A 17,332-nucleotide genomic window follows, 5' to 3' on the forward strand; every position below is an offset into this window, starting at 1 on the left:
ATCAGGCAGCTACCAGTCGGCCATCTTCCAGGCGCAGTACGCGATCCATCTGCCCCGCCAGTTGCGGGTCGTGGGTCACCACCAGGAAGGCGGTCTGCGACGAGGTGCTGAGTTCGCGCATCAGATCCTGAATGCCCTGGGCGGTGTGCTGGTCGAGGTTGCCGGTCGGCTCGTCGAGCAGTACCAGCGCCGGGTTGTTGACCAGGGCGCGGGCGATGGCCACGCGCTGGCGCTCGCCACCGGACAGCTCGGCCGGCTTGTGCGACAGGCGATGGCCGAGGCCGACCCGCTCCAGCAGCTTGGTGGCACGCTGGCGCACTTCAGCGATCGGCGTCTTGCCGATCAGCAGCGGCATGCACACGTTCTCCAGCGCGGTGAACTCCGGCAGCAGGTGGTGAAACTGGTAGACGAAGCCCAGCGCGCGATTGCGCAGCAGGCCTCGGGCCTTCTCGTTGAGTGCCGAGAGCTCCTCACCAGCCAGCCAGACGCTGCCGCGGCTCGGCGTATCCAGGCCGCCGAGCATGTTGAGCAGAGTGCTCTTGCCCGAGCCGGAAGTGCCGACGATGGCCACACGCTCGCCGGGCAGCAGCTCCAGCTCGACATTGGCCAGTACTTCGACCGTCTGCGGGCCTTCCTCGTAGCTCTTGCCCAGGTTGCGGCAACTCAGGACGGACTTGTCACTCATAACGCAAAGCCTCCGCAGGCTGGGTGCGCGCCGCACGCCAGGCCGGGTAAAGGGTGGCAAGGAAACTCAGGACCAGCGCCGCACCGCAGACCAGCGCCACGTCGCTGACCTGCACCTGCGACGGCAGGTAATCGATGAAATACACCTCGGCATTGAGGAACTGGATGCCGAGCAGGCCCTCCAGCCCCTTGATCGCTGCACTGACGTTCAGCGCCGCCAGCACGCCGAGCACGCCACCGAGCAGGGTGCCGACTACGCCGATCACCGTGCCCTGGACCATGAAGGTGGCCATGATCTGCCGCGGCGTGGCGCCGAGGGTACGCAGGATGGCGATATCGGATTTCTTGTCGGTCACCACCATCACCAGGGTGGAGATGATGTTGAAGGCAGCCACGGCGACGATCAGCAGCAGGAGCAGGCCGATCATGGTCTTCTCCATGCGGATGGCCTGGTACAGGTTGCCGTGGGTACGGGTCCAGTCGCGGGCGTAGAAGTCCTGGTCGCGCAGCAGACCGGCGAGCTCCCAGGCCACCTGCGGAGCCTGGAACAGGTCATGCAGTTTGAGGCGAATACCCTGAACCTCGCCCGGTTTCAGGCGCAGAAGGCGGCCGGCGTCCTGCACATGGGCCATCACCACATGGCCGTCGATCTCGCCGGCGCCGACGTGGAAGATGCCGACCACGGTGAAGCGCTTCATTCGCGGGAACATGCCGGCCGGCGTCACTGCCACTTCGGGCGCGACGAAGGTGACCTTGTCACCGATCTTCAGACCGAGCTTCTTCGCCGCCAGGTCGCCAATGAGCATGCCGAAGCCGCCGGCCTCGAGCGAGTCGAGGGAGCCCTGATCCTTGAGGAAATAGTTGCCGATGATCGACACCTTGCCCTCTTCGGCAGGGTCGATGGCGTTGATCAGTACCTTCTGCACCTGACCGTTGTTGGTCAACAGGCCCTGCATCTGGGTGAACGGCGCCACGGCCGCGACCTGCGGGTGACGCAGCAGCCCTTCACCGATGGTGCGCCAATCCTGGATCGGCGTGGGGCTATCGAGGGTCGCGTGCGGCACCATGCCCAGTACGCGATCACGCATCTCGCGGTCGAAGCCATTCATGACCGACAGCACAACGATCATCACCAGCACGCCGAGGGCGAGGCCGATAATGGAGGTCAGGGAGATGAAGGAGACAAACAGGCTGCGGCGTCGGGCCCGCGTGTAACGCAAGCCGATAAAGAACGGCAGGGGTCTGAACATGAGTGAGGAGTTCGCTGGCGAAAAGAGAGAAACGTCCTTGTGGCGAGGCCTGGCGCGCGGCCTTACACTCAGACCACCACTGCTGCCATGGGTTCGCCATGTCGAATCAAGACGTCGATGATCGCCGCGAATACTACCGTATCGAGGATACGATCGCACTGGATTTCAGCCTGCTCTCCGGGGCCGAGGCGCATGCCAGTGACCCGCTGCACGACAACTCGCCGCTGTTCAATCTGCTCAGCGATCTGCACCTGATGGACTTCGAGTCGCAGCATCTGCTGCGACATATCAGCGAGCGCGATCGCACCCTGGCCAACTACCTGAAGGTAATGAACAAGCGCATCGACCTGCTCGGTCAGGCCGTGGCGCAGAGCCTGCTGCGCGACATCGGCGCGCCGCGCCGGGTGTCCATCTCCGAAGGCGGCATCAGCTTCAGCAACGCCAAGCCGGTGCCTGTCGGCAGCCACCTGGCGATCAAGATGGTGCTCATGCCCCAAGCCCTGGGCTTACTGCTGCGCGCCCAGGTCGTGCATTGCCAGCCGCGCGACAACGAGCAGTTCGAGATCGGCACCGAGTTCGAGGCCCTGACCGACGCCCAGCGCCAGCTGGTCGCTCGCCACATCCTGCAGAAACAGGCCTTGGAGCGACGCATCGCCAAGGAACAGCAACGATGAGGCTGTCCCGCGCCCTGCTCTTCACCCTGTTGCTGTCACCGCTGGTTCAGGCCGAGACCATCGAGATCCCCGTCGGCCAGCAGGGCGACGCCGTCGCCAACCTGCCGCAGAAGGGCGAATCCAAGCGTTCGGTGCTGGAGCGCTTTGGCCTGGCCGACGAGGAACACCCGCCAGTGGGCAAGCCGCCCATCACTCGCTGGGACTACCGCAGCTTCAGCGTCTATTTCGAATACGACCACGTGATCAACAGCGTGCTGCACCACCAGCAGCACTACCCCATCAAGGATCAACAGTGACCCTCATCTACGGCCACCGCGGTGCCAAGGGCGAAGCACCGGAAAACACCCTCGCCAGCTTCCAGCAATGCCTCGCTCACGGCGTGACCCGCTGCGAGCTGGACCTGCACCTGTCGCGCGACGGCGAGCTGATGGTGATCCACGACCCGACGCTCAAGCGCACCACCGGCCGCCGCGGCAAGGTGGTGGAGCACGAGGCCGCCGAACTGGTGACCCTCGATGCCCGCCTGGGCGGCCCCGGCTGGAAGACGCCCTGCCCCATCCCGAAACTGGAAACCCTGTTCGAACAGTGCCCCTTCGAGCATTGGCAGCTGGAAGTCAAAAGCGCCTCACGGGTGCGCGCCGCACGCACCGTGCTGGCCATCCAGGCCCTGGCCGAGCGCTTCGGCATCAAGGACAAGGTCACCGTCACCAGCAGCTCGCGCGAAGTGCTGCGCGCCCTGCGCCGCCTGGCGCCGGAGCTGTCACGCGGCCTGGTGGCCGAATACAACTGGCTGGACCCACTCAAGGTCGCAGCTCACCACGAGTGCTCGATGCTCGCACTGAACTGGACCCTGTGCACCCCGGAGCGCCTGCTCAAGGCGCAGAAGGCCGGCCTGCACGTGTCGGTGTGGACGGTCAACGAACCGGCCCTGATGCGCCGCCTGGCCGACTTCGGCGCGGACAGCATCATCACCGACTTTCCGGGGCTGGCGGTCGACACGCTCAAGCGCTGAACACGCCTTTCTCGAAAACGCAGCAGACAAAAAGAAACCGGCCCTTGGGCCGGTTTCTTTTTGCAGCATCGCGCCTGGTCAGAAGCTCTCCCGATTCGGCCAGCGCCAGGTGCGGGAGTCGTTGAGAGGATCCCCGACCGGTTCAGGCCACCGGTCGGAGCCGCTCAAAAAAGCCGGTTGAGACCGTCGAACGCCGCCACCCGATAGGCCTCGGCCATGGTCGGGTAGTTGAAGGTGGTGTTGACGAAGTACTTGATGGTATTCGCCTCGCCCTTCTGGTTCATGATCGCCTGGCCGATGTGCACGATCTCCGAGGCCTGGTAGCCGAAGCAGTGCACGCCAAGGATTTCCAGGGTCTCGCGGTGGAACAGGATCTTCAGCATGCCCACTGGCTCGTGGGAAATCTGCGCCCGCGCCATGCCCTTGAAGAAAGCCTTGCCGACCTCGTAAGGGATCTTGGCCTGGGTCAGCTCCTTCTCGTTCTTGCCGATCGAGCTGATCTCCGGAATGGTGTAGATGCCGGTCGGCACGTCATCGACGAAGCGCCAGCTGTCGTTCTCCACCGCACTGCCGGCAGCCGAGCGGCCCTGGTCGGCGGCGGCACTGGCCAGGCTCGGCCAGCCGATCACGTCACCGGCGGCGAAGATGTTCGACACCGAGGTACGGTACTGCTGATCGACGTCGATCTGACCACGGCTGTTGACCTTGATGCCGATGTTTTCCAGGCCCAGCTTGTCGGTGTTGCCGGTACGGCCGTTGCACCACAGCAGGCAGTCGGCCTTGATCTTCTTGCCCGACTTGAGGTGCAGGATCACGCCGTTATCCAGGCCCTCGATGCGCTCGTACTCCTCGTTGTGACGGATCAGCACGTTGTTGTTGCGCAGGTGGTAGCTCAGCGCATCGGAGATTTCGTCGTCGAGGAAGCTGAGCAGTTGGTCGCGGTTGTCGATCAGGTCGACCAGCACGCCCAAGCCACTGAAGATCGAGGCGTACTCGGAACCGATCACGCCCGCTCCGTAGATGATGATGCGGCGCGGGGTGTGGGTCAGGCTGAGGATGGTGTCGCTGTCATAGATACGCGGGTGGTGGAAGTCCACGTCCGCCGGACGATAGGGACGCGAGCCGGTGGCGATGATGACCTGCTTGGCCACCAGCTTCTCGACCACGCCGCTGGCGCAGACCACTTCAACGGTCTGCTCGTCATGGAAGCTGGCGGTGCCGAAGAACACGTCGACGCGGTTGCGCGCGTAGTAGCCGGTGCGCGAGGCGACCTGCTTGGAGATCACCCGCTCGGCGCTCTTCAGCACGTCGGGGAAGGAGAACCAGCGCGGCTCGCCGATCTGGCGGAACAGCGGGTTGGTGTTGTACTGCATGATCTGGCGCACCGAGTGACGCAGCGCCTTGGACGGAATGGTGCCGAGGTGGGTGCAGTTGCCGCCGACCAACGGACGGTTGTCGACTACCGCCACCTTGCGCCCGGCCTTGGCCGCGTTCATCGCCGCGCCTTCGCCCGCCGGGCCCGAGCCCAGCACCACCACGTCGTAGTTGTAGACCGCCATGCTTACTCCTCATCACGCGCCGGACGCTCCAGCGGCGCCCGGTTCGACCGCGGCACCCCATGGCCGCGATCTCGAATTGCTTCACATAGCTTAGCCATGTGATTTTGCCGCGCACATTAGCGCTTGGTCGCGTCGTAGGCGAGCTTTCTATCCACTACATGGCCCCGGGCGCACCGAAGCGCGCGATGAAGGCCGGACTGGCGCGAGTGACAAAGCCCTCGCCCTGACGCTGAATGAACAGCGCAGCCACACCCTCGCGTTCGGCGTAGGCCATGCCCTGCTCGGCTCCCAGCACCATCAGCGTGGTCGACAGGCCATCGGCGCGCAGCACCGAGGCATCCACCACGCTGACCGAAGCCAGGTCGTGCGCAACCGGCCGGCCGCTGCGCGGATCGAAGGTATGCGAGTAGCGCTTGCCGTCGACCTCGAAGTAATTACGGTAGTCGCCCGAAGTGGACAGGCCCAGGCCGTCCAACTGCAGACGCAGCTGCTCCTCGAGGCGATCGGCGCGCGGCGCCTCGATGGCGATGTTCCAGGGCGAGCCATCCGGCTTGCGCCCCACCGCCTTCAGCTCGCCGGTGACTTCCAACAGGAAGCTATGTACGCCCAGCTCGGCCAGGCGCGCGGCGATGCGATCCACCGTGGCGCCAGCAACGATGGCGTCCAGGTCGACGCGCACGGCGGCTTCCTGGCACAGACGCTCGCCGGCGATGCGCAGGTGGCGCTGGCCGATCAGTGGCATGACTGCGGCGATCTCCTCGGCCGCCGGCACGCGCTGGCCGCGCGACTGCGCGCCGAAGCCCCAGAGCTCCATCAGCGGCTGCACGGTCAGGTCGAAAGCGCCCGCGCTGCTGGCGGACAACTCTTCACCGAAGCGCACCAGTTCCAGCACCGGAGCAGGCATCGGCATGCAGGCCCCAGCCGGCAGGCGGTTGAAACGCGACAGCTCGGAGTCCGCGCGCCAGGTCGACATCTGCCGGTCGACCTCGGCCAATATGCCCTGCACCTCGGCCTGCAGCTGCTCCCGTGGCGGCACGCCAGCGGTCTGTACGTACTTCAGCGAATAACGGCTGCCCATGGTCGGCCCGCCGAACTCCTGCAGCGTATCGCCGCAGCCGGACAACAGCAGGATCAGGAGCAGAACGGAGAATCTGGCCACACAGGGATTCCATCGAAGTCAGGCGCAAGCCTAGGCGCAGAAAACGAAAACGGGAGCCGAAGCTCCCGTTTTGCGTGTTACCCGGCGCTTAGCGCGGGAAGGCCGGCGGGTTGACCCCAGCCATGTCTTCCATCACGCGAACTACCTGGCAGCTGTAGCCGAACTCGTTGTCGTACCACACGTACAGCACAACGCGGTTGTCGTTGGCGATGGTAGCTTCGGCATCGACCACACCGGCGTGGCGCGAACCGACGAAGTCGGTGGAAACCACTTCCTGCGACTGGACGAAGTCGATCTGCTTCTGCAGGTCGGAGTGCATGGCCATCTGGCGCAGGTACTCGTTGATCTCTTCGCGAGTAGTGGCCTTCTCCAGGTTCAGGTTGAGGATGGCCATGGAGACGTTCGGCGTCGGTACGCGGATGGCGTTGCCGGTCAGCTTGCCTTTCAGTACCGGCAGAGCCTTGGCGGCTGCAGTGGCGGCACCGGTCTCGGTGATCACCATGTTCAGCGCGGCGCTGCGGCCACGACGGCTGCCTTTGTGGAAGTTGTCGATCAGGTTCTGGTCGTTGGTGTACGAGTGAACGGTTTCGACGTGGCCGTTGACGATGCCGTACTGGTCATTCACGGCTTTCAGCACCGGCACGATGGCGTTGGTGGTGCAGGAAGCAGCGGAGATGATCTTGTCGTCAGCGGTGATTTCGCTGTGGTTGATGCCGTGCACGATGTTCTTCAGCGCGCCCTTGCCCGGTGCGGTCAGAACCACGCGATCGACACCCGGGCAGGCCAGGTGCTGACCCAGGCCCTCGGCATCACGCCAGACGCCGGTGTTGTCGACCAGCAGGGCGTTCTTGATGCCGTACTGGGTGTAGTCGACTTCCTTCGGGTCCTTGGCATAGATCACCTGGATCAGGTTGCCGTTGGCAGTCAGGGTGTTGTTTTCTTCGTCGATGGTGATGGTGCCATCGAACTTGCCGTGTACCGAGTCACGACGCAGCAGGCTGGCGCGCTTGACCAGGTCGTTGCTGGCGCCCTTACGGACGACGATGGCACGCAGACGCAGGCCGTCGCCACCACCGGTTTTCTCGATCAGGATGCGCGCCAGCAGGCGGCCGATGCGGCCGAAGCCGTACAGAACCACGTCGGTGCCTTCACGGGCAGCGCCATTCTGCTTGCCAACCACGTCGGCCAGCTCGTCCTTGACGAACTGCTCGACGGCACGGCCATTGCCTTCGGTCTTGAACTTGCTGGCCATCTTACCCAGGTCCACGGAAGCGGCGCCCAGCTTGAGCTCGCTCATGGCCTTGAGGATCGGGAAGGTATCGTGCACCGACAGCTCGCTGCCTTCGTCAGCCAGGCGGTGACGGGCGAAGCGATGGGCTTTGAGGATGTCGATCACCGAACGGTTGATCAGACCACGGCCGTAGATCGAGGTCACCACGCTGTTGTTGCGGTAGAGCTGACCGATCATAGGAATCATCGCTTCTGCGAGGGCTTCACGATCGATCCACTCACCGAGACACTGGTCGGGCTTCTGGGTCACGGGCAATTACCTTCCACATGTAGGGGCTGAAAAAAGGGGCTACATTATGACGGCGCCCACTGCGCTGAGCAATGTGCGCCCGTCGTAACTGACAGTGGATGCCTCGCCTCGTTACAATTGCCGCCTTCTTTTTCGCCTGGGGCCGCGACACCCGTGTCCGTACTGCACTTGCCGAAACTGCCGGGCGCCGCCGGCAAACAGCACTGGGGCAACCTGCCCGGCGCCGCGCTGAGCCTGGCCGTGGCCGAGGCGGCCAGCGCCGCCAAGCGCTTCACCCTGCTGCTGACCGCCGACAGCCAGAGCGCCGAGCGCCTGCAGGAAGAGCTGGCGTTCTTCGCCCCGGACCTGCCGGTACTGCACTTCCCAGACTGGGAAACCCTGCCCTACGACGTGTTTTCGCCGCACCAGGACATCATCTCCCAGCGTATTGCCACCCTCTATCGCCTGCCGGAGATCAAGCACGGTGTGCTGGTGGTGCCGATTGCCACCGCCCTGCACCGCCTGGCACCGACCCGCTTCCTGCTCGGCTCCGGCCTGCTGCTGGACGTCGGCCAGAAGCTCGACGTCGAGGAAATGCGCGCACGCCTGGAAGCCGCCGGCTACCGCTGCGTGGACACCGTCTACGAGCACGGCGAGTTCGCCGTGCGCGGCGCGCTGATCGACCTGTTCCCCATGGGCAGCGACACGCCCTACCGCATCGACCTGTTCGACGACGAGATCGAGACCCTGCGCACCTTCGACCCGGAGACCCAGCGCTCGGTGGACAAGGTGGAGTCGATCCGCCTGCTGCCGGCCCGCGAGTTCCCGCTGGAGAAGAAGGCCGTCACCGACTTCCGCGGGCGCTTCCGCGAGCGCTTCGACGTCGATTTCCGCCGCTGCCCGATCTACCAGGACCTCGCATCCGGCATCACCCCGGCCGGTATCGAGTACTACCTGCCGCTGTTCTTCGAGGAAACCGGCACCCTGTTCGACTACCTGCCGGGCGACACCCAGGTGTTCTCCCTGCCGGGTATCGAGCAGGCCGCCGAGCAGTTCTGGACCGACGCACGCAACCGCTACGAGGACCGCCGCGTCGACCCCGAGCGCCCGCTGCTGCCGCCGGCCGACATCTTCCTGCCGGTAGAAGACTGCTTCGCCCGCCTGAAGAACTGGCCGCGCGTGGTAGTCAGCCAGGAAGATGTGGAAGTCGGCGTCGGCCGCGAGCGCTTCGACGCCCGCGCCCTGCCGGATCTGGCGATCCAGGCCAAGGCGACCGAGCCGCTGGCCGCCCTGCGCCGCTTTATCGAGGAATACCCGGGCCGCGTGCTGTTCAGCGCCGAGTCCGCCGGCCGCCGCGAGGTGCTGCTGGAACTGCTGGCGCGGCTCAAGCTCAAGCCCATCGAAGTGGCCGGCTGGAAGGAGTTCACTGACAGCCGCGAGCGCCTGGCCATCTGCATCGCCCCGCTGGACGAGGGTCTGCTGCTCGACAAGATCGCCCTGGTCGCCGAAAGCCCGCTGTTCGGCCAGAGGGTGATGCAACGCCGCCGCCGCGAGAAATCGCGCGATGGCGGCGACAACGTGATCAAGAACCTCACCGAGCTGCGCGAAGGCGCGCCGGTGGTGCATATCGACCACGGCGTCGGCCGCTACCTGGGCCTGGTGACCATGGAGTTCGACGGCCAGGCCGCCGAATTCCTCGCCCTGATGTACGCCGAGGAAGCCAAGCTCTACGTGCCGGTGGCCAGCCTGCACCTGATCGCCCGCTACACCGGCAGCGACGACGCCCTGGCGCCGCTGCATCGCCTCGGCTCGGAAACCTGGCAGAAGGCCAAGCGCAAGGCTGCCGAGCAGGTGCGCGATGTGGCCGCCGAGCTGCTCGACATCTACGCCCGCCGCGCCGCCCGCGAAGGCTATGCCTTCAAGGACCCGGCCGCCGACTACGCCACCTTCAGCGCCGGCTTCCCCTTCGAGGAGACCCCGGACCAGCAGAACGCCATCGACGCCGTGCGTGAGGACATGCTCGCGGCCAAGCCGATGGATCGCCTGGTCTGCGGCGACGTCGGCTTTGGCAAAACCGAAGTGGCCATGCGCGCGGCCTTTATCGCCGTGCACAGCGGCCGCCAGGTGGCGGTGCTGGTACCGACCACCCTGCTCGCCCAGCAGCACTACAACAGCTTCCGCGACCGCTTCGCCGACTGGCCGGTGACGGTCGAGGTGATGAGCCGCTTCAAGTCGGCCAAGGAAGTCAACGAGGCGGTGGCCAAGCTGGCCGAGGGCAAGATCGATATCGTCATCGGCACCCACAAACTGCTGCAGGACGATGTGCGCTTCAAGGACCTGGGCCTGTGCATCATCGACGAAGAGCACCGCTTCGGCGTGCGCCAGAAGGAGCAGCTCAAGGCCCTGCGCAGCGAAGTCGACATCCTCACCCTGACCGCCACACCGATCCCGCGCACGCTGAACATGGCGGTGTCGGGCATGCGCGACCTGTCGATCATCGCCACCCCGCCGGCACGCCGGCTGTCGGTACGCACCTTCGTCATGGAGCAGCACGACTCGGTGATCAAGGAGGCGCTGCTGCGCGAACTACTGCGCGGCGGCCAGGTGTACTACCTGCACAACGACGTGAAGACCATCGAGAAGTGCGCCGCCGACCTGGCCGCACTGGTGCCAGAGGCACGTATCGGTATCGGCCACGGGCAGATGCACGAGCGCGACCTGGAGCGCGTGATGAGCGACTTCTACCACAAGCGCTTCAACGTGCTGATCGCCTCGACAATCATCGAGACCGGCATCGACGTGCCCAGCGCCAACACCATCCTCATCGAGCGCGCCGACAAGTTCGGCCTGGCCCAGCTGCACCAGTTGCGCGGCCGGGTCGGCCGTAGCCACCACCAGGCCTATGCCTACCTGCTCACGCCGCCACGCAAGGGCATGACCGAGGACGCACAGAAGCGTCTGGAAGCCATCGCCAACGCCCAGGACCTGGGCGCCGGCTTCGTCCTGGCGACCCACGACCTGGAAATTCGTGGCGCCGGTGAGCTGCTCGGCGACGGCCAGAGCGGGCAAATCCAGGCGGTCGGCTTCACGCTCTACATGGAGATGCTCGAACGCGCGGTGAAAGCCATCCGCAAGGGCGAGCAACCGAACCTGGAGCAGCCGCTGGGCGGCGGCGCCGAGATCAACCTGCGGGTGCCGGCGCTGATTCCCGACGACTATCTGCCGGATGTGCACAGCCGTCTGATCCTCTACAAGCGCATCGCCAACGCCGCCGACGAAGACGGCCTGAAGGAGCTGCAGGTGGAGATGATCGACCGCTTCGGCCTACTGCCGGAGGCGACCAAGAACCTGATGCGTCTGACCCTGCTCAAGCTGCAGGCGGAGAAGCTCGGCATCAAGAAAGTCGACGCTGGCCCGCAAGGCGGCCGCATCGAGTTCGCCGCCGATACCAGCGTCGACCCACTGGTGCTGATCAAGCTGATCCAGAGCCAACCGAATCGCTATAAGTTCGAAGGCGCCACCCTGTTCAAATTCCAGGTGCCGATGGAGCGCCCGGAAGAACGTTTCAATACCCTGGAGGCGCTGCTGGAGCGCCTCGCCCCGTAATACTTTTAAAGGACTGACCCATGCGCGTGCTTCGCCCCCTCTTCCTGCTGCTCTGCCTGATGGCCCCGCAGGCCTTCGCCGACGGCCTGTTCCAGATCGAAGTCATCGTCTTCCGCCAGGGTGGCGAAGCACTTTCTACCAGCCAGCCGGCCCCGGATGACTGGGCCGTGGGCGCCAACCCGATCGCCGACAACGAGCGCGGCACCGCACTGGACGGCGAGGCGGCCAAACTCAACCCGGGCAACGGCTACGAAGTGCTGCTGCACAAGGCCTGGGCGCAGAACCTCAGCGCCGTGCAGGACAAAGCCTCGCTGAGCACCGGCAACGAGCAGTTCGGCCACTTCCCGGTAGAGGGCGTGGTGACCCTGAGCGAACAGCAGCGCCTGGTCGACCTGCAGGCAGACTTCTGGATCAACCGCTTCGACAACGACGGCCTGCTCACCGGCAGCGAGCGCGTGCGGCAGAAGACCCGCCTCAAGCTGGGCGAGCTGACCTACCTGGACAACGGCAGCCTGGGCGTACTGGTGAAAGTCACCCAGCCCTGATTGCACAGCTGCACAAAAAAGCCCCGCAATGCGGGGCTTTTTCATCTGTGCTCGAATCAGGCGCCGAGCACATGGCCCAGCACGGCGCGCACCTTGCCGATGCCGCGCTCCAGCTCCGCCTCGATCTCGGCCATGCTGATGGTGCCGTTGGTCTTGCCAGCCGCCGGGTTCACCACCAGCGCCAGGCAGGCGTAGGGCAACTCCAGCTCACGAGCCAGTGCGGCTTCGGGCATGCCGGTCATGCCAACGATGTCGCAACCATCGCGCTCCATGCGGGTGATCTCCGCCGCCGTCTCCAGCCGCGGCCCCTGGGTCGCGCCATACACACCATGGATGCTGTGCGCATAGCCAAGCGCCTGCAGCGCAGCGATCAGCCGGCCACGCAGCTCCTCGTCGTAGGGGAAGCTGAAATCGATATGAGTGACATGCTCCAGCTCACCGTCGAAGAAGGTATGCGCCCTGCCCCAGGTGTAATCGATGATCTGGTGCGCCACGCACAGGTGGCCGCTACCCATGGCCGCATGAATGCCACCCACCGCGTTGACCGCGAAAATTGCCTCGGCACCGGCCTGCTTCAGCGCCCACAGGTTGGCGCGGTAGTTCACCTGGTGCGGCGCGATGCGGTGCGGGTGGCCGTGGCGGGCGAGGAACAGTACCTCGTGGCCGGCGTACTCGCCGCGCAGCACGGCGGCCGAGGGTGCGCCGTAGGGCGTGTCGATGTTCTGCGCCTGCTTGAGAGTCAGGCCGTCCAATTGGGTCAGGCCGGTGCCGCCGATGATGGCGTAGGTGGTCATGCTGGCTCCCCCGTCAGTCGATCAACTGCGCCGCACGCAGGGCGGCGATGGCCTGCAGCCAACGCGGCTGCTCGCGATAGTCGGTACGCGCGAAGCCACGACCGCGCATGCGCGCCAGCCCCTTGGGCGGCTGCACCTTGAGGCGCTGCAGGGCGCCGAGGGCCAGCTCGGCAGAGGCGCGGTCGTTGCACACCAAGCCCATGTCGCAGCCGGCATTCAGCGCCGCCTCGATACGACTGGCGGCATCGCCGACCACATGGGCGCCAGCCATGGACAGGTCGTCGCTGAAGATCACCCCGTCAAAGCCCAGTTCGCCACGCAGGATCTCCTGCAGCCAGCGACGCGAGAAACCGGCCGGGCCGGCGTCGACCTGCGGGTAGATGACATGGGCCGGCATCACCGCGGCCAGCTGCTTACTCAGGCGCTGGAACGGGATCAGGTCCTTGGCGCGGATCTGCTCCAGGCTGCGCTCGTCCACCGGGATGGCCACGTGCGAGTCGGCCTCGGCCCAACCATGGCCGGGGAAGTGCTTGCCGGTAGCGGCCATGCCCGCCGCATCCATACCGCGGATGAAGGCGCCAGCCAGGCGCGTGGCCAGCTCAGCGTCACCTTCGAAGCTACGGCTACCGACCACGGCGCTGCGCTGGTGATCCAGGTCCAGCACCGGGGCAAAGCTGAGGTCAAGGCCCACGGCCAGTACCTCGGTGGCCATCAGCCAGCCGCAGTGCTCAGCCAGTTGTTCGGCATTGTCGTTGCCGGCCAGGGCACGCATCGCCGGCAGGCGCACGAAGCCCTGGCGCAGGCGCTGCACGCGGCCACCTTCCTGGTCCACCGCCAGCAGCAGGTCCGGGCGCACGGCACGGATGGCGGCACACAGCCCGCGCACCTGGCGCGGGTCTTCGATGTTGCGGGCGAACAGGATCAGGCCGCCCACCTCGGGCTGGCGCAGAATCTGGCGGTCCTCGGCGGTCAGCCAGGTACCTTGGATGTCCAGCATCAGGGAACCAAACAGGGTCGTCACAGAAGCGTCCTTAAGCGAGATCGGCCGTCGCCCACTGCGGGCACGGCGCCTCGTCGATCATTACCGCGCAGTGCGGCGGTACAAGAGGGAAAAGATCTAGCAGGTCGGCGTTGCGCAGGCGCACGCAGCCGTGGGACAGCGGCACGCCCATGGGTTGGGTGTCCGGCGTGCCATGCAGATAGATGTAGCGGCGGAAGGTGTCGACCTGGCCCAGGCGATTGACGCCTGGCTCGCATCCGCTGAGCCAGAGAATGCGGGTAAGAATCCAGTCGCGGCCGGGGAACTGTGTATCCAGCGCCTCGGACCAGACCTCGCCGGTCCAGCGCCGCCCGCGCAACACCGAGCCAAGCGGCAGGCCGTCACCGATCTTCGCGCGCACCTGATGACGGCCACGCGGCGTACAGTTGGAGCCACTCTGCTCGCCAGCGCCATTCAATGCGGTGGATACCGGCAGGCGCAGACATAGCTGCCCGTCGGCGAAGCCGTACAGGCACTGGTCGGCAATGGAGATATGCAGGAAATCGAGTGGGCGCATGGGCCGCTAGCTTAGCCCATCGACCCACTCGGGCACAGCATCAGACAGCCTTGGCGGCGACCTGAACCTTGCTGCGTGGCTTGAACTGGGCAGTGGCCAGCGCCTCGTCGCTCACACCACTCTCGGCACGCATGCCGGCGGCGAGGAACGGCACCATCAGACGCATCACCTGCTCGATCGAGGTATCCACGCCGAAATCGTTCTCCGCCATGCCACGCAGCGCCTTGATACCGGACATGCTGAACGCTGCGGCGCCAAGCATGAAATGCACACGCCAGAAGATCTCCAGCGGCGGCAGCTTAGGTGCCACCTCATTGAGCAGCAGCATGTAGCGGCGGAAGACCTTGCCGTACACCTCTTCCAGATACTTGCGCAGGTGCCCCTGGCTCTGGCTGAAGGCCAGGCCGAGCAGGCGCATGAAGATGGACAGGTCGTTGCCGCTGCGCGGCTTCACCGCCAGGGCCTGCTCCACCAGCATCTCCAGCAGCTCTTCCAGGCTGGGCTTGGCTTCCGGCTTGGCCTGACGGCGATCGAGCTCACGCTCGAGGCTGATACAGAACGGCCCGAGGAAACGCGAGAACACCGCCTGAATTAGCGCTTTCTTGGAGCCGAAATGGTAATTGACGGCCGCCAGGTTGACCCCGGCCTTGCTGGTGATCAGCCGCAGCGAAGTCTCGGCAAAGCCCTTCTCCGCAAACAGCTGCTCTGCAGCATCCAATATGCGCTCAACGGTTTCTGATTGAGCCATGACATCCTCGCCAGACAAACACTTGTTTGAAACATACGTTTCAGAATATTGCCCTGTCAAGTCTGGCAGGACCAATCATGGCCGGCCGGTCACGCATTTAACCATAGGCGAGACAGGCAAAAGCCGAGCCCACTGCGCCGAACGGCAGAAATGGCCGTTTTGCCTTAGATAGAAAAGAGGTGTTGCCAGAGACGAATCACTGTATATAATCACAGCAACTGTATAAACAGACAGACCGCCAGCATGCTCAAACTGACGCCGCGACAATCCGAAATCCTCGCCTTCATCAAACGCTGCCTGGAAGACAACGGCTATCCGCCGACCCGCGCCGAGATCGCCCAGGAGCTGGGCTTCAAATCGCCCAACGCCGCCGAGGAACACCTCAAAGCGCTGGCGCGAAAAGGCGCCATCGAGATGACCCCAGGCGCCTCCCGTGGCATTCGCATTCCCGGCTTCGAGCCCGCGACCAATGAAGAAGAAGGCCTGCCGGTGATCGGCCGGGTCGCCGCAGGCGCCCCTATCCTCGCTCAGCAGAACGTCGAGGACTCCTGCAAGATCAATCCGGAGTTCTTCCGCCCCAAGGCCGACTACCTGCTGCGTGTGCGCGGCATGAGCATGAAGGACATCGGCATCCTCGATGGCGACCTGCTGGCTGTGCACACCACTCGCGAAGTCCGTAACGGCCAGATAGTAGTGGCGCGCATCGACGACGAAGTCACCGTCAAACGCTTCCAGCGTGATGGCAACAAAGTCCTGCTGATAGCCGAAAACCCTGAGTTCGCCCCTATCGAGGTGAATCTGGAAGAACAGGACCTGGTAATCGAAGGCCTGAGTGTCGGCGTGATCCGCCGCTAAGCATCAAGGAGAGCTTCATGCAGTTCCCGCAGTCGCTGAATCGCTCGCAACTCCCGCTGTTTGAAGCCTTCCTCGGCGCCAGCCTTCCGCTGCTCGGTGAAGAACCCCAAGCCCCCTGGCTCGACGAACCCGAGCCGTTCAGTGAACTGCGTCTGTCAGGCTCGCTCGGCAACTGCCGCCATCTGCTCGGCCCGGTGCTGCGCGAGCTCAGCCGCAATCAGGATGCACGCTGGCTGACTCTGGTAGCCCCGCCAGCCTCCATCACCAATGCCTGGCTGCGCAGCCTCGGCCTCAACCTGGACCGGCTGCTCCTGCTGCAACCACGCGCAGGCCAGGATGCCGCGGAACTGGCGCGGGAAGCCCTGCGCCTGGGCAGAAGCCATACAGTAGTGAGCTGGATCAGCCTGCAATCCACTCAGCGCGCGAGCCTGACCAGCGCCGCGCGCCTGGGTTGCGCACAAAGCCTGAATATTCAGCTGGATTGAAACTTGTGCCCCGGGACGGTCATCGTCCCGCATAAGAGCCTATTGCAGGCTCCCGCGAATCAGTGCAGCACGCGTGGCTGCTCGTCCTGCTCCATCTCGCCTTCGGCCAGACGACCAGCCATCTGCACACCGACATTGAGCATGGCCTTGGCCACCTCGACATGATGCCCCTGCAGGAAAGCCTTGGCGTCCGTCGAGAAGTCCAGAGTCACCAGCACTTCCTCATCTTCGGCGCGCCGCAGAATGATGCGCCCGTCAGGCAGTTCGACGATTTCGAGGAAGGAAGTGGACATGAGGGTAGGTCTCCTAGCAGGCAGCCAGTGTAACAGCCATGGCGCTTGCGCCCTAGCCTGGCAAGCCAATCAGCACTCGCTGAGCGACTCGCGGTAGCGCAGCACCAGTTGCTTGAGCTGCTGCCGCCAACTCTCCAGCTCCGCGTACCGCTGTGTCTCAGGTTCGTCCTCGACACTGACTGCACTGATCAGCGGCAGAGTTGGGTCGACCTTGGCGGTCTTGGGCGCCTGCGGCGGCTGGAACAGCTGCGCGTAGCCGGCAAGCAATTGCGCCAGCCAGCTTTCCGGCTGCTGAGCAATCTCCATCAGCTCGGCCAGCTCAGGAGTCGGCGAAGACTGCAGGACAGCCTGATTAAGCAGCAGCTCAACCCGTGGCGCGCCCATCTCCGCCAGCTTGTAGTAGCCGGCGACCTCATGGCACAGCCCCAGCACCGCACCGTAGAGGTGGAACAGCACGGCCTCGCGCTCGGACTGCATCAGAGCCTGGGCATTCATCGCCTCACCAGCCTCGGCCTTGCGCAGGCTCTCCAGGGCCAGGCCGGCGAAGAAGATCTTCTGGTTGGTGCGGGTATAGAGTTCGTGAGCCATGCCGA

General features: G+C 64.9%; 18 protein-coding genes. 7 read left to right on the forward strand and 11 right to left on the reverse strand.

Annotation, left to right across the window (positions count from 1 at the left end; all coding sequences use genetic code 11):
- Position 1: 1 nt before the first annotated feature.
- Both lolD and IP89_RS13365 read right to left on the reverse strand, forming a co-directional pair.
- The gene (gene lolD / locus IP89_RS13360) at positions 2-685 is read right to left on the reverse strand and encodes a lipoprotein-releasing ABC transporter ATP-binding protein LolD (protein WP_043310054.1); all 684 of its coding nucleotides are present in this window, start codon (positions 683-685) and stop codon (positions 2-4) included.
- Entirely contained in the window at positions 678-1,934 is a 1,257-nt protein-coding gene (locus tag IP89_RS13365) for a lipoprotein-releasing ABC transporter permease subunit (protein ID WP_043310055.1), read from the reverse strand. The genes lolD and IP89_RS13365 overlap by 8 nt, the downstream gene beginning before the upstream one ends.
- A 98-nt stretch (positions 1,935-2,032) precedes the next feature.
- On the opposite strand from IP89_RS13365, the gene IP89_RS13370 reads away from it, so the two are divergent.
- Genes IP89_RS13370 through IP89_RS13380 form a run of 3 tightly spaced genes read left to right on the forward strand, consistent with a single transcriptional unit; the run spans position 2,033 to position 3,620 of the window.
- Positions 2,033-2,608: a PilZ domain-containing protein gene (locus IP89_RS13370; RefSeq protein WP_043310056.1), complete on the forward strand. Its 576-nt coding sequence runs from the start codon at positions 2,033-2,035 to the stop codon at positions 2,606-2,608.
- The gene (locus IP89_RS13375; RefSeq protein WP_043310057.1) at positions 2,605-2,904 is read left to right on the forward strand and encodes a hypothetical protein; all 300 of its coding nucleotides are present in this window, start codon (positions 2,605-2,607) and stop codon (positions 2,902-2,904) included. The genes IP89_RS13370 and IP89_RS13375 overlap by 4 nt, the downstream gene beginning before the upstream one ends.
- The gene (locus IP89_RS13380; protein ID WP_043310058.1) at positions 2,901-3,620 is read left to right on the forward strand and encodes a glycerophosphodiester phosphodiesterase; all 720 of its coding nucleotides are present in this window, start codon (positions 2,901-2,903) and stop codon (positions 3,618-3,620) included. Before IP89_RS13375 ends, IP89_RS13380 begins: the two co-directional genes overlap by 4 nt.
- 164 nt (positions 3,621-3,784) lie before the next feature.
- Here IP89_RS13380 and sthA read toward each other — a convergent pair whose 3' ends face one another.
- From sthA to IP89_RS13395, 3 genes are all read right to left on the reverse strand, one after another.
- Positions 3,785-5,179 (reverse strand): Si-specific NAD(P)(+) transhydrogenase, encoded by a 1,395-nt coding sequence (sthA, locus tag IP89_RS13385; protein WP_043310059.1) that lies wholly within the window; start codon positions 5,177-5,179, stop codon positions 3,785-3,787.
- 154 nt (positions 5,180-5,333) lie between these two features.
- The gene (locus tag IP89_RS13390) at positions 5,334-6,338 is read right to left on the reverse strand and encodes an FAD:protein FMN transferase (protein ID WP_043310060.1); all 1,005 of its coding nucleotides are present in this window, start codon (positions 6,336-6,338) and stop codon (positions 5,334-5,336) included.
- Between the two features lie 88 nt (positions 6,339-6,426).
- Positions 6,427-7,878, reverse strand: a complete 1,452-nt coding sequence (locus tag IP89_RS13395) for a glyceraldehyde-3-phosphate dehydrogenase (protein ID WP_043310061.1) — start codon at positions 7,876-7,878, stop codon at positions 6,427-6,429.
- 153 nt (positions 7,879-8,031) lie between these two features.
- Here IP89_RS13395 and mfd point away from each other — a divergent pair, with 153 nt between their 5' ends.
- Both mfd and IP89_RS13405 read left to right on the forward strand, forming a co-directional pair.
- Positions 8,032-11,463 carry a transcription-repair coupling factor gene (gene mfd, locus IP89_RS13400; protein WP_043310062.1) on the forward strand — a complete coding sequence of 1,144 codons (3,432 nt, stop codon included), beginning with the start codon at positions 8,032-8,034 and terminating at the stop codon, positions 11,461-11,463.
- A 20-nt stretch (positions 11,464-11,483) separates the two neighbouring features.
- Positions 11,484-12,008 carry a CsiV family protein gene (locus IP89_RS13405; protein WP_043310063.1) on the forward strand — a complete coding sequence of 175 codons (525 nt, stop codon included), beginning with the start codon at positions 11,484-11,486 and terminating at the stop codon, positions 12,006-12,008.
- 56 nt (positions 12,009-12,064) lie between these two features.
- On the opposite strand, the gene IP89_RS13410 is transcribed toward IP89_RS13405, so the two are convergent.
- Genes IP89_RS13410 through IP89_RS13425 form a run of 4 tightly spaced genes read right to left on the reverse strand, consistent with a single transcriptional unit; the run spans position 12,065 to position 15,106 of the window.
- The gene (locus IP89_RS13410) at positions 12,065-12,802 is read right to left on the reverse strand and encodes an S-methyl-5'-thioinosine phosphorylase (protein WP_043310064.1); all 738 of its coding nucleotides are present in this window, start codon (positions 12,800-12,802) and stop codon (positions 12,065-12,067) included.
- Between the two features lie 13 nt (positions 12,803-12,815).
- The gene (gene nagZ / locus IP89_RS13415; protein ID WP_156115051.1) at positions 12,816-13,814 is read right to left on the reverse strand and encodes a beta-N-acetylhexosaminidase; all 999 of its coding nucleotides are present in this window, start codon (positions 13,812-13,814) and stop codon (positions 12,816-12,818) included.
- Positions 13,815-13,833: 19 nt separating this feature from the next.
- Entirely contained in the window at positions 13,834-14,358 is a 525-nt protein-coding gene (locus IP89_RS13420; RefSeq protein ID WP_043310065.1) for a L,D-transpeptidase, read from the reverse strand.
- Between the two features lie 40 nt (positions 14,359-14,398).
- Positions 14,399-15,106, reverse strand: a complete 708-nt coding sequence (locus IP89_RS13425; protein ID WP_043310066.1) for a TetR/AcrR family transcriptional regulator — start codon at positions 15,104-15,106, stop codon at positions 14,399-14,401.
- A 243-nt stretch (positions 15,107-15,349) separates the two neighbouring features.
- On the opposite strand from IP89_RS13425, the gene lexA reads away from it, so the two are divergent.
- Both lexA and sulA read left to right on the forward strand, forming a co-directional pair.
- Positions 15,350-15,961, forward strand: a complete 612-nt coding sequence (gene lexA / locus IP89_RS13430) for a transcriptional repressor LexA (protein ID WP_043310067.1) — start codon at positions 15,350-15,352, stop codon at positions 15,959-15,961.
- A 17-nt stretch (positions 15,962-15,978) separates the two neighbouring features.
- A complete protein-coding gene (gene sulA, locus IP89_RS13435; RefSeq protein ID WP_043310068.1) occupies positions 15,979-16,446 on the forward strand; it encodes an SOS-induced cell division inhibitor SulA in 468 nt (155 codons plus the stop codon).
- A gap of 59 nt (positions 16,447-16,505) precedes the next feature.
- On the opposite strand, the gene IP89_RS13440 is transcribed toward sulA, so the two are convergent.
- Together IP89_RS13440 and IP89_RS13445 are read right to left on the reverse strand one after the other, a co-directional pair.
- Positions 16,506-16,739: a hypothetical protein gene (locus IP89_RS13440; RefSeq protein ID WP_043310069.1), complete on the reverse strand. Its 234-nt coding sequence runs from the start codon at positions 16,737-16,739 to the stop codon at positions 16,506-16,508.
- A gap of 69 nt (positions 16,740-16,808) precedes the next feature.
- On the reverse strand, positions 16,809-17,327 hold the full coding sequence (locus tag IP89_RS13445; RefSeq protein ID WP_043310070.1) for a DUF6586 family protein: 519 nt from the start codon (positions 17,325-17,327) through the stop codon (positions 16,809-16,811).
- Positions 17,328-17,332: the final 5 nt, after the last annotated feature.

This window comes from Pseudomonas sp. ML96 (assembly GCF_000761545.1).
In the GTDB taxonomy this organism is placed as follows: domain Bacteria; phylum Pseudomonadota; class Gammaproteobacteria; order Pseudomonadales; family Pseudomonadaceae; genus Aquipseudomonas.

Coding starts and splice junctions, on each gene's coding strand:
- IP89_RS13370 (WP_043310056.1), top strand. CDS start 2,033: ATGTCGAATCAAGACGTCGATGATCGCCGCGAATACTACCGTATCGAG.
- sulA (WP_043310068.1), top strand. CDS start 15,979: ATGCAGTTCCCGCAGTCGCTGAATCGCTCGCAACTCCCGCTGTTTGAA.
- sthA (WP_043310059.1), bottom strand. CDS start 5,179: ATGGCGGTCTACAACTACGACGTGGTGGTGCTGGGCTCGGGCCCGGCG.
- IP89_RS13365 (WP_043310055.1), bottom strand. CDS start 1,934: ATGTTCAGACCCCTGCCGTTCTTTATCGGCTTGCGTTACACGCGGGCC.
- IP89_RS13425 (WP_043310066.1), bottom strand. CDS start 15,106: ATGGCTCAATCAGAAACCGTTGAGCGCATATTGGATGCTGCAGAGCAG.
- IP89_RS13420 (WP_043310065.1), bottom strand. CDS start 14,358: ATGCGCCCACTCGATTTCCTGCATATCTCCATTGCCGACCAGTGCCTG.
- IP89_RS13405 (WP_043310063.1), top strand. CDS start 11,484: ATGCGCGTGCTTCGCCCCCTCTTCCTGCTGCTCTGCCTGATGGCCCCG.
- IP89_RS13440 (WP_043310069.1), bottom strand. CDS start 16,739: ATGTCCACTTCCTTCCTCGAAATCGTCGAACTGCCTGACGGGCGCATC.
- lolD (WP_043310054.1), bottom strand. CDS start 685: ATGAGTGACAAGTCCGTCCTGAGTTGCCGCAACCTGGGCAAGAGCTAC.
- IP89_RS13410 (WP_043310064.1), bottom strand. CDS start 12,802: ATGACCACCTACGCCATCATCGGCGGCACCGGCCTGACCCAATTGGAC.
- lexA (WP_043310067.1), top strand. CDS start 15,350: ATGCTCAAACTGACGCCGCGACAATCCGAAATCCTCGCCTTCATCAAA.
- IP89_RS13445 (WP_043310070.1), bottom strand. CDS start 17,327: ATGGCTCACGAACTCTATACCCGCACCAACCAGAAGATCTTCTTCGCC.
- IP89_RS13375 (WP_043310057.1), top strand. CDS start 2,605: ATGAGGCTGTCCCGCGCCCTGCTCTTCACCCTGTTGCTGTCACCGCTG.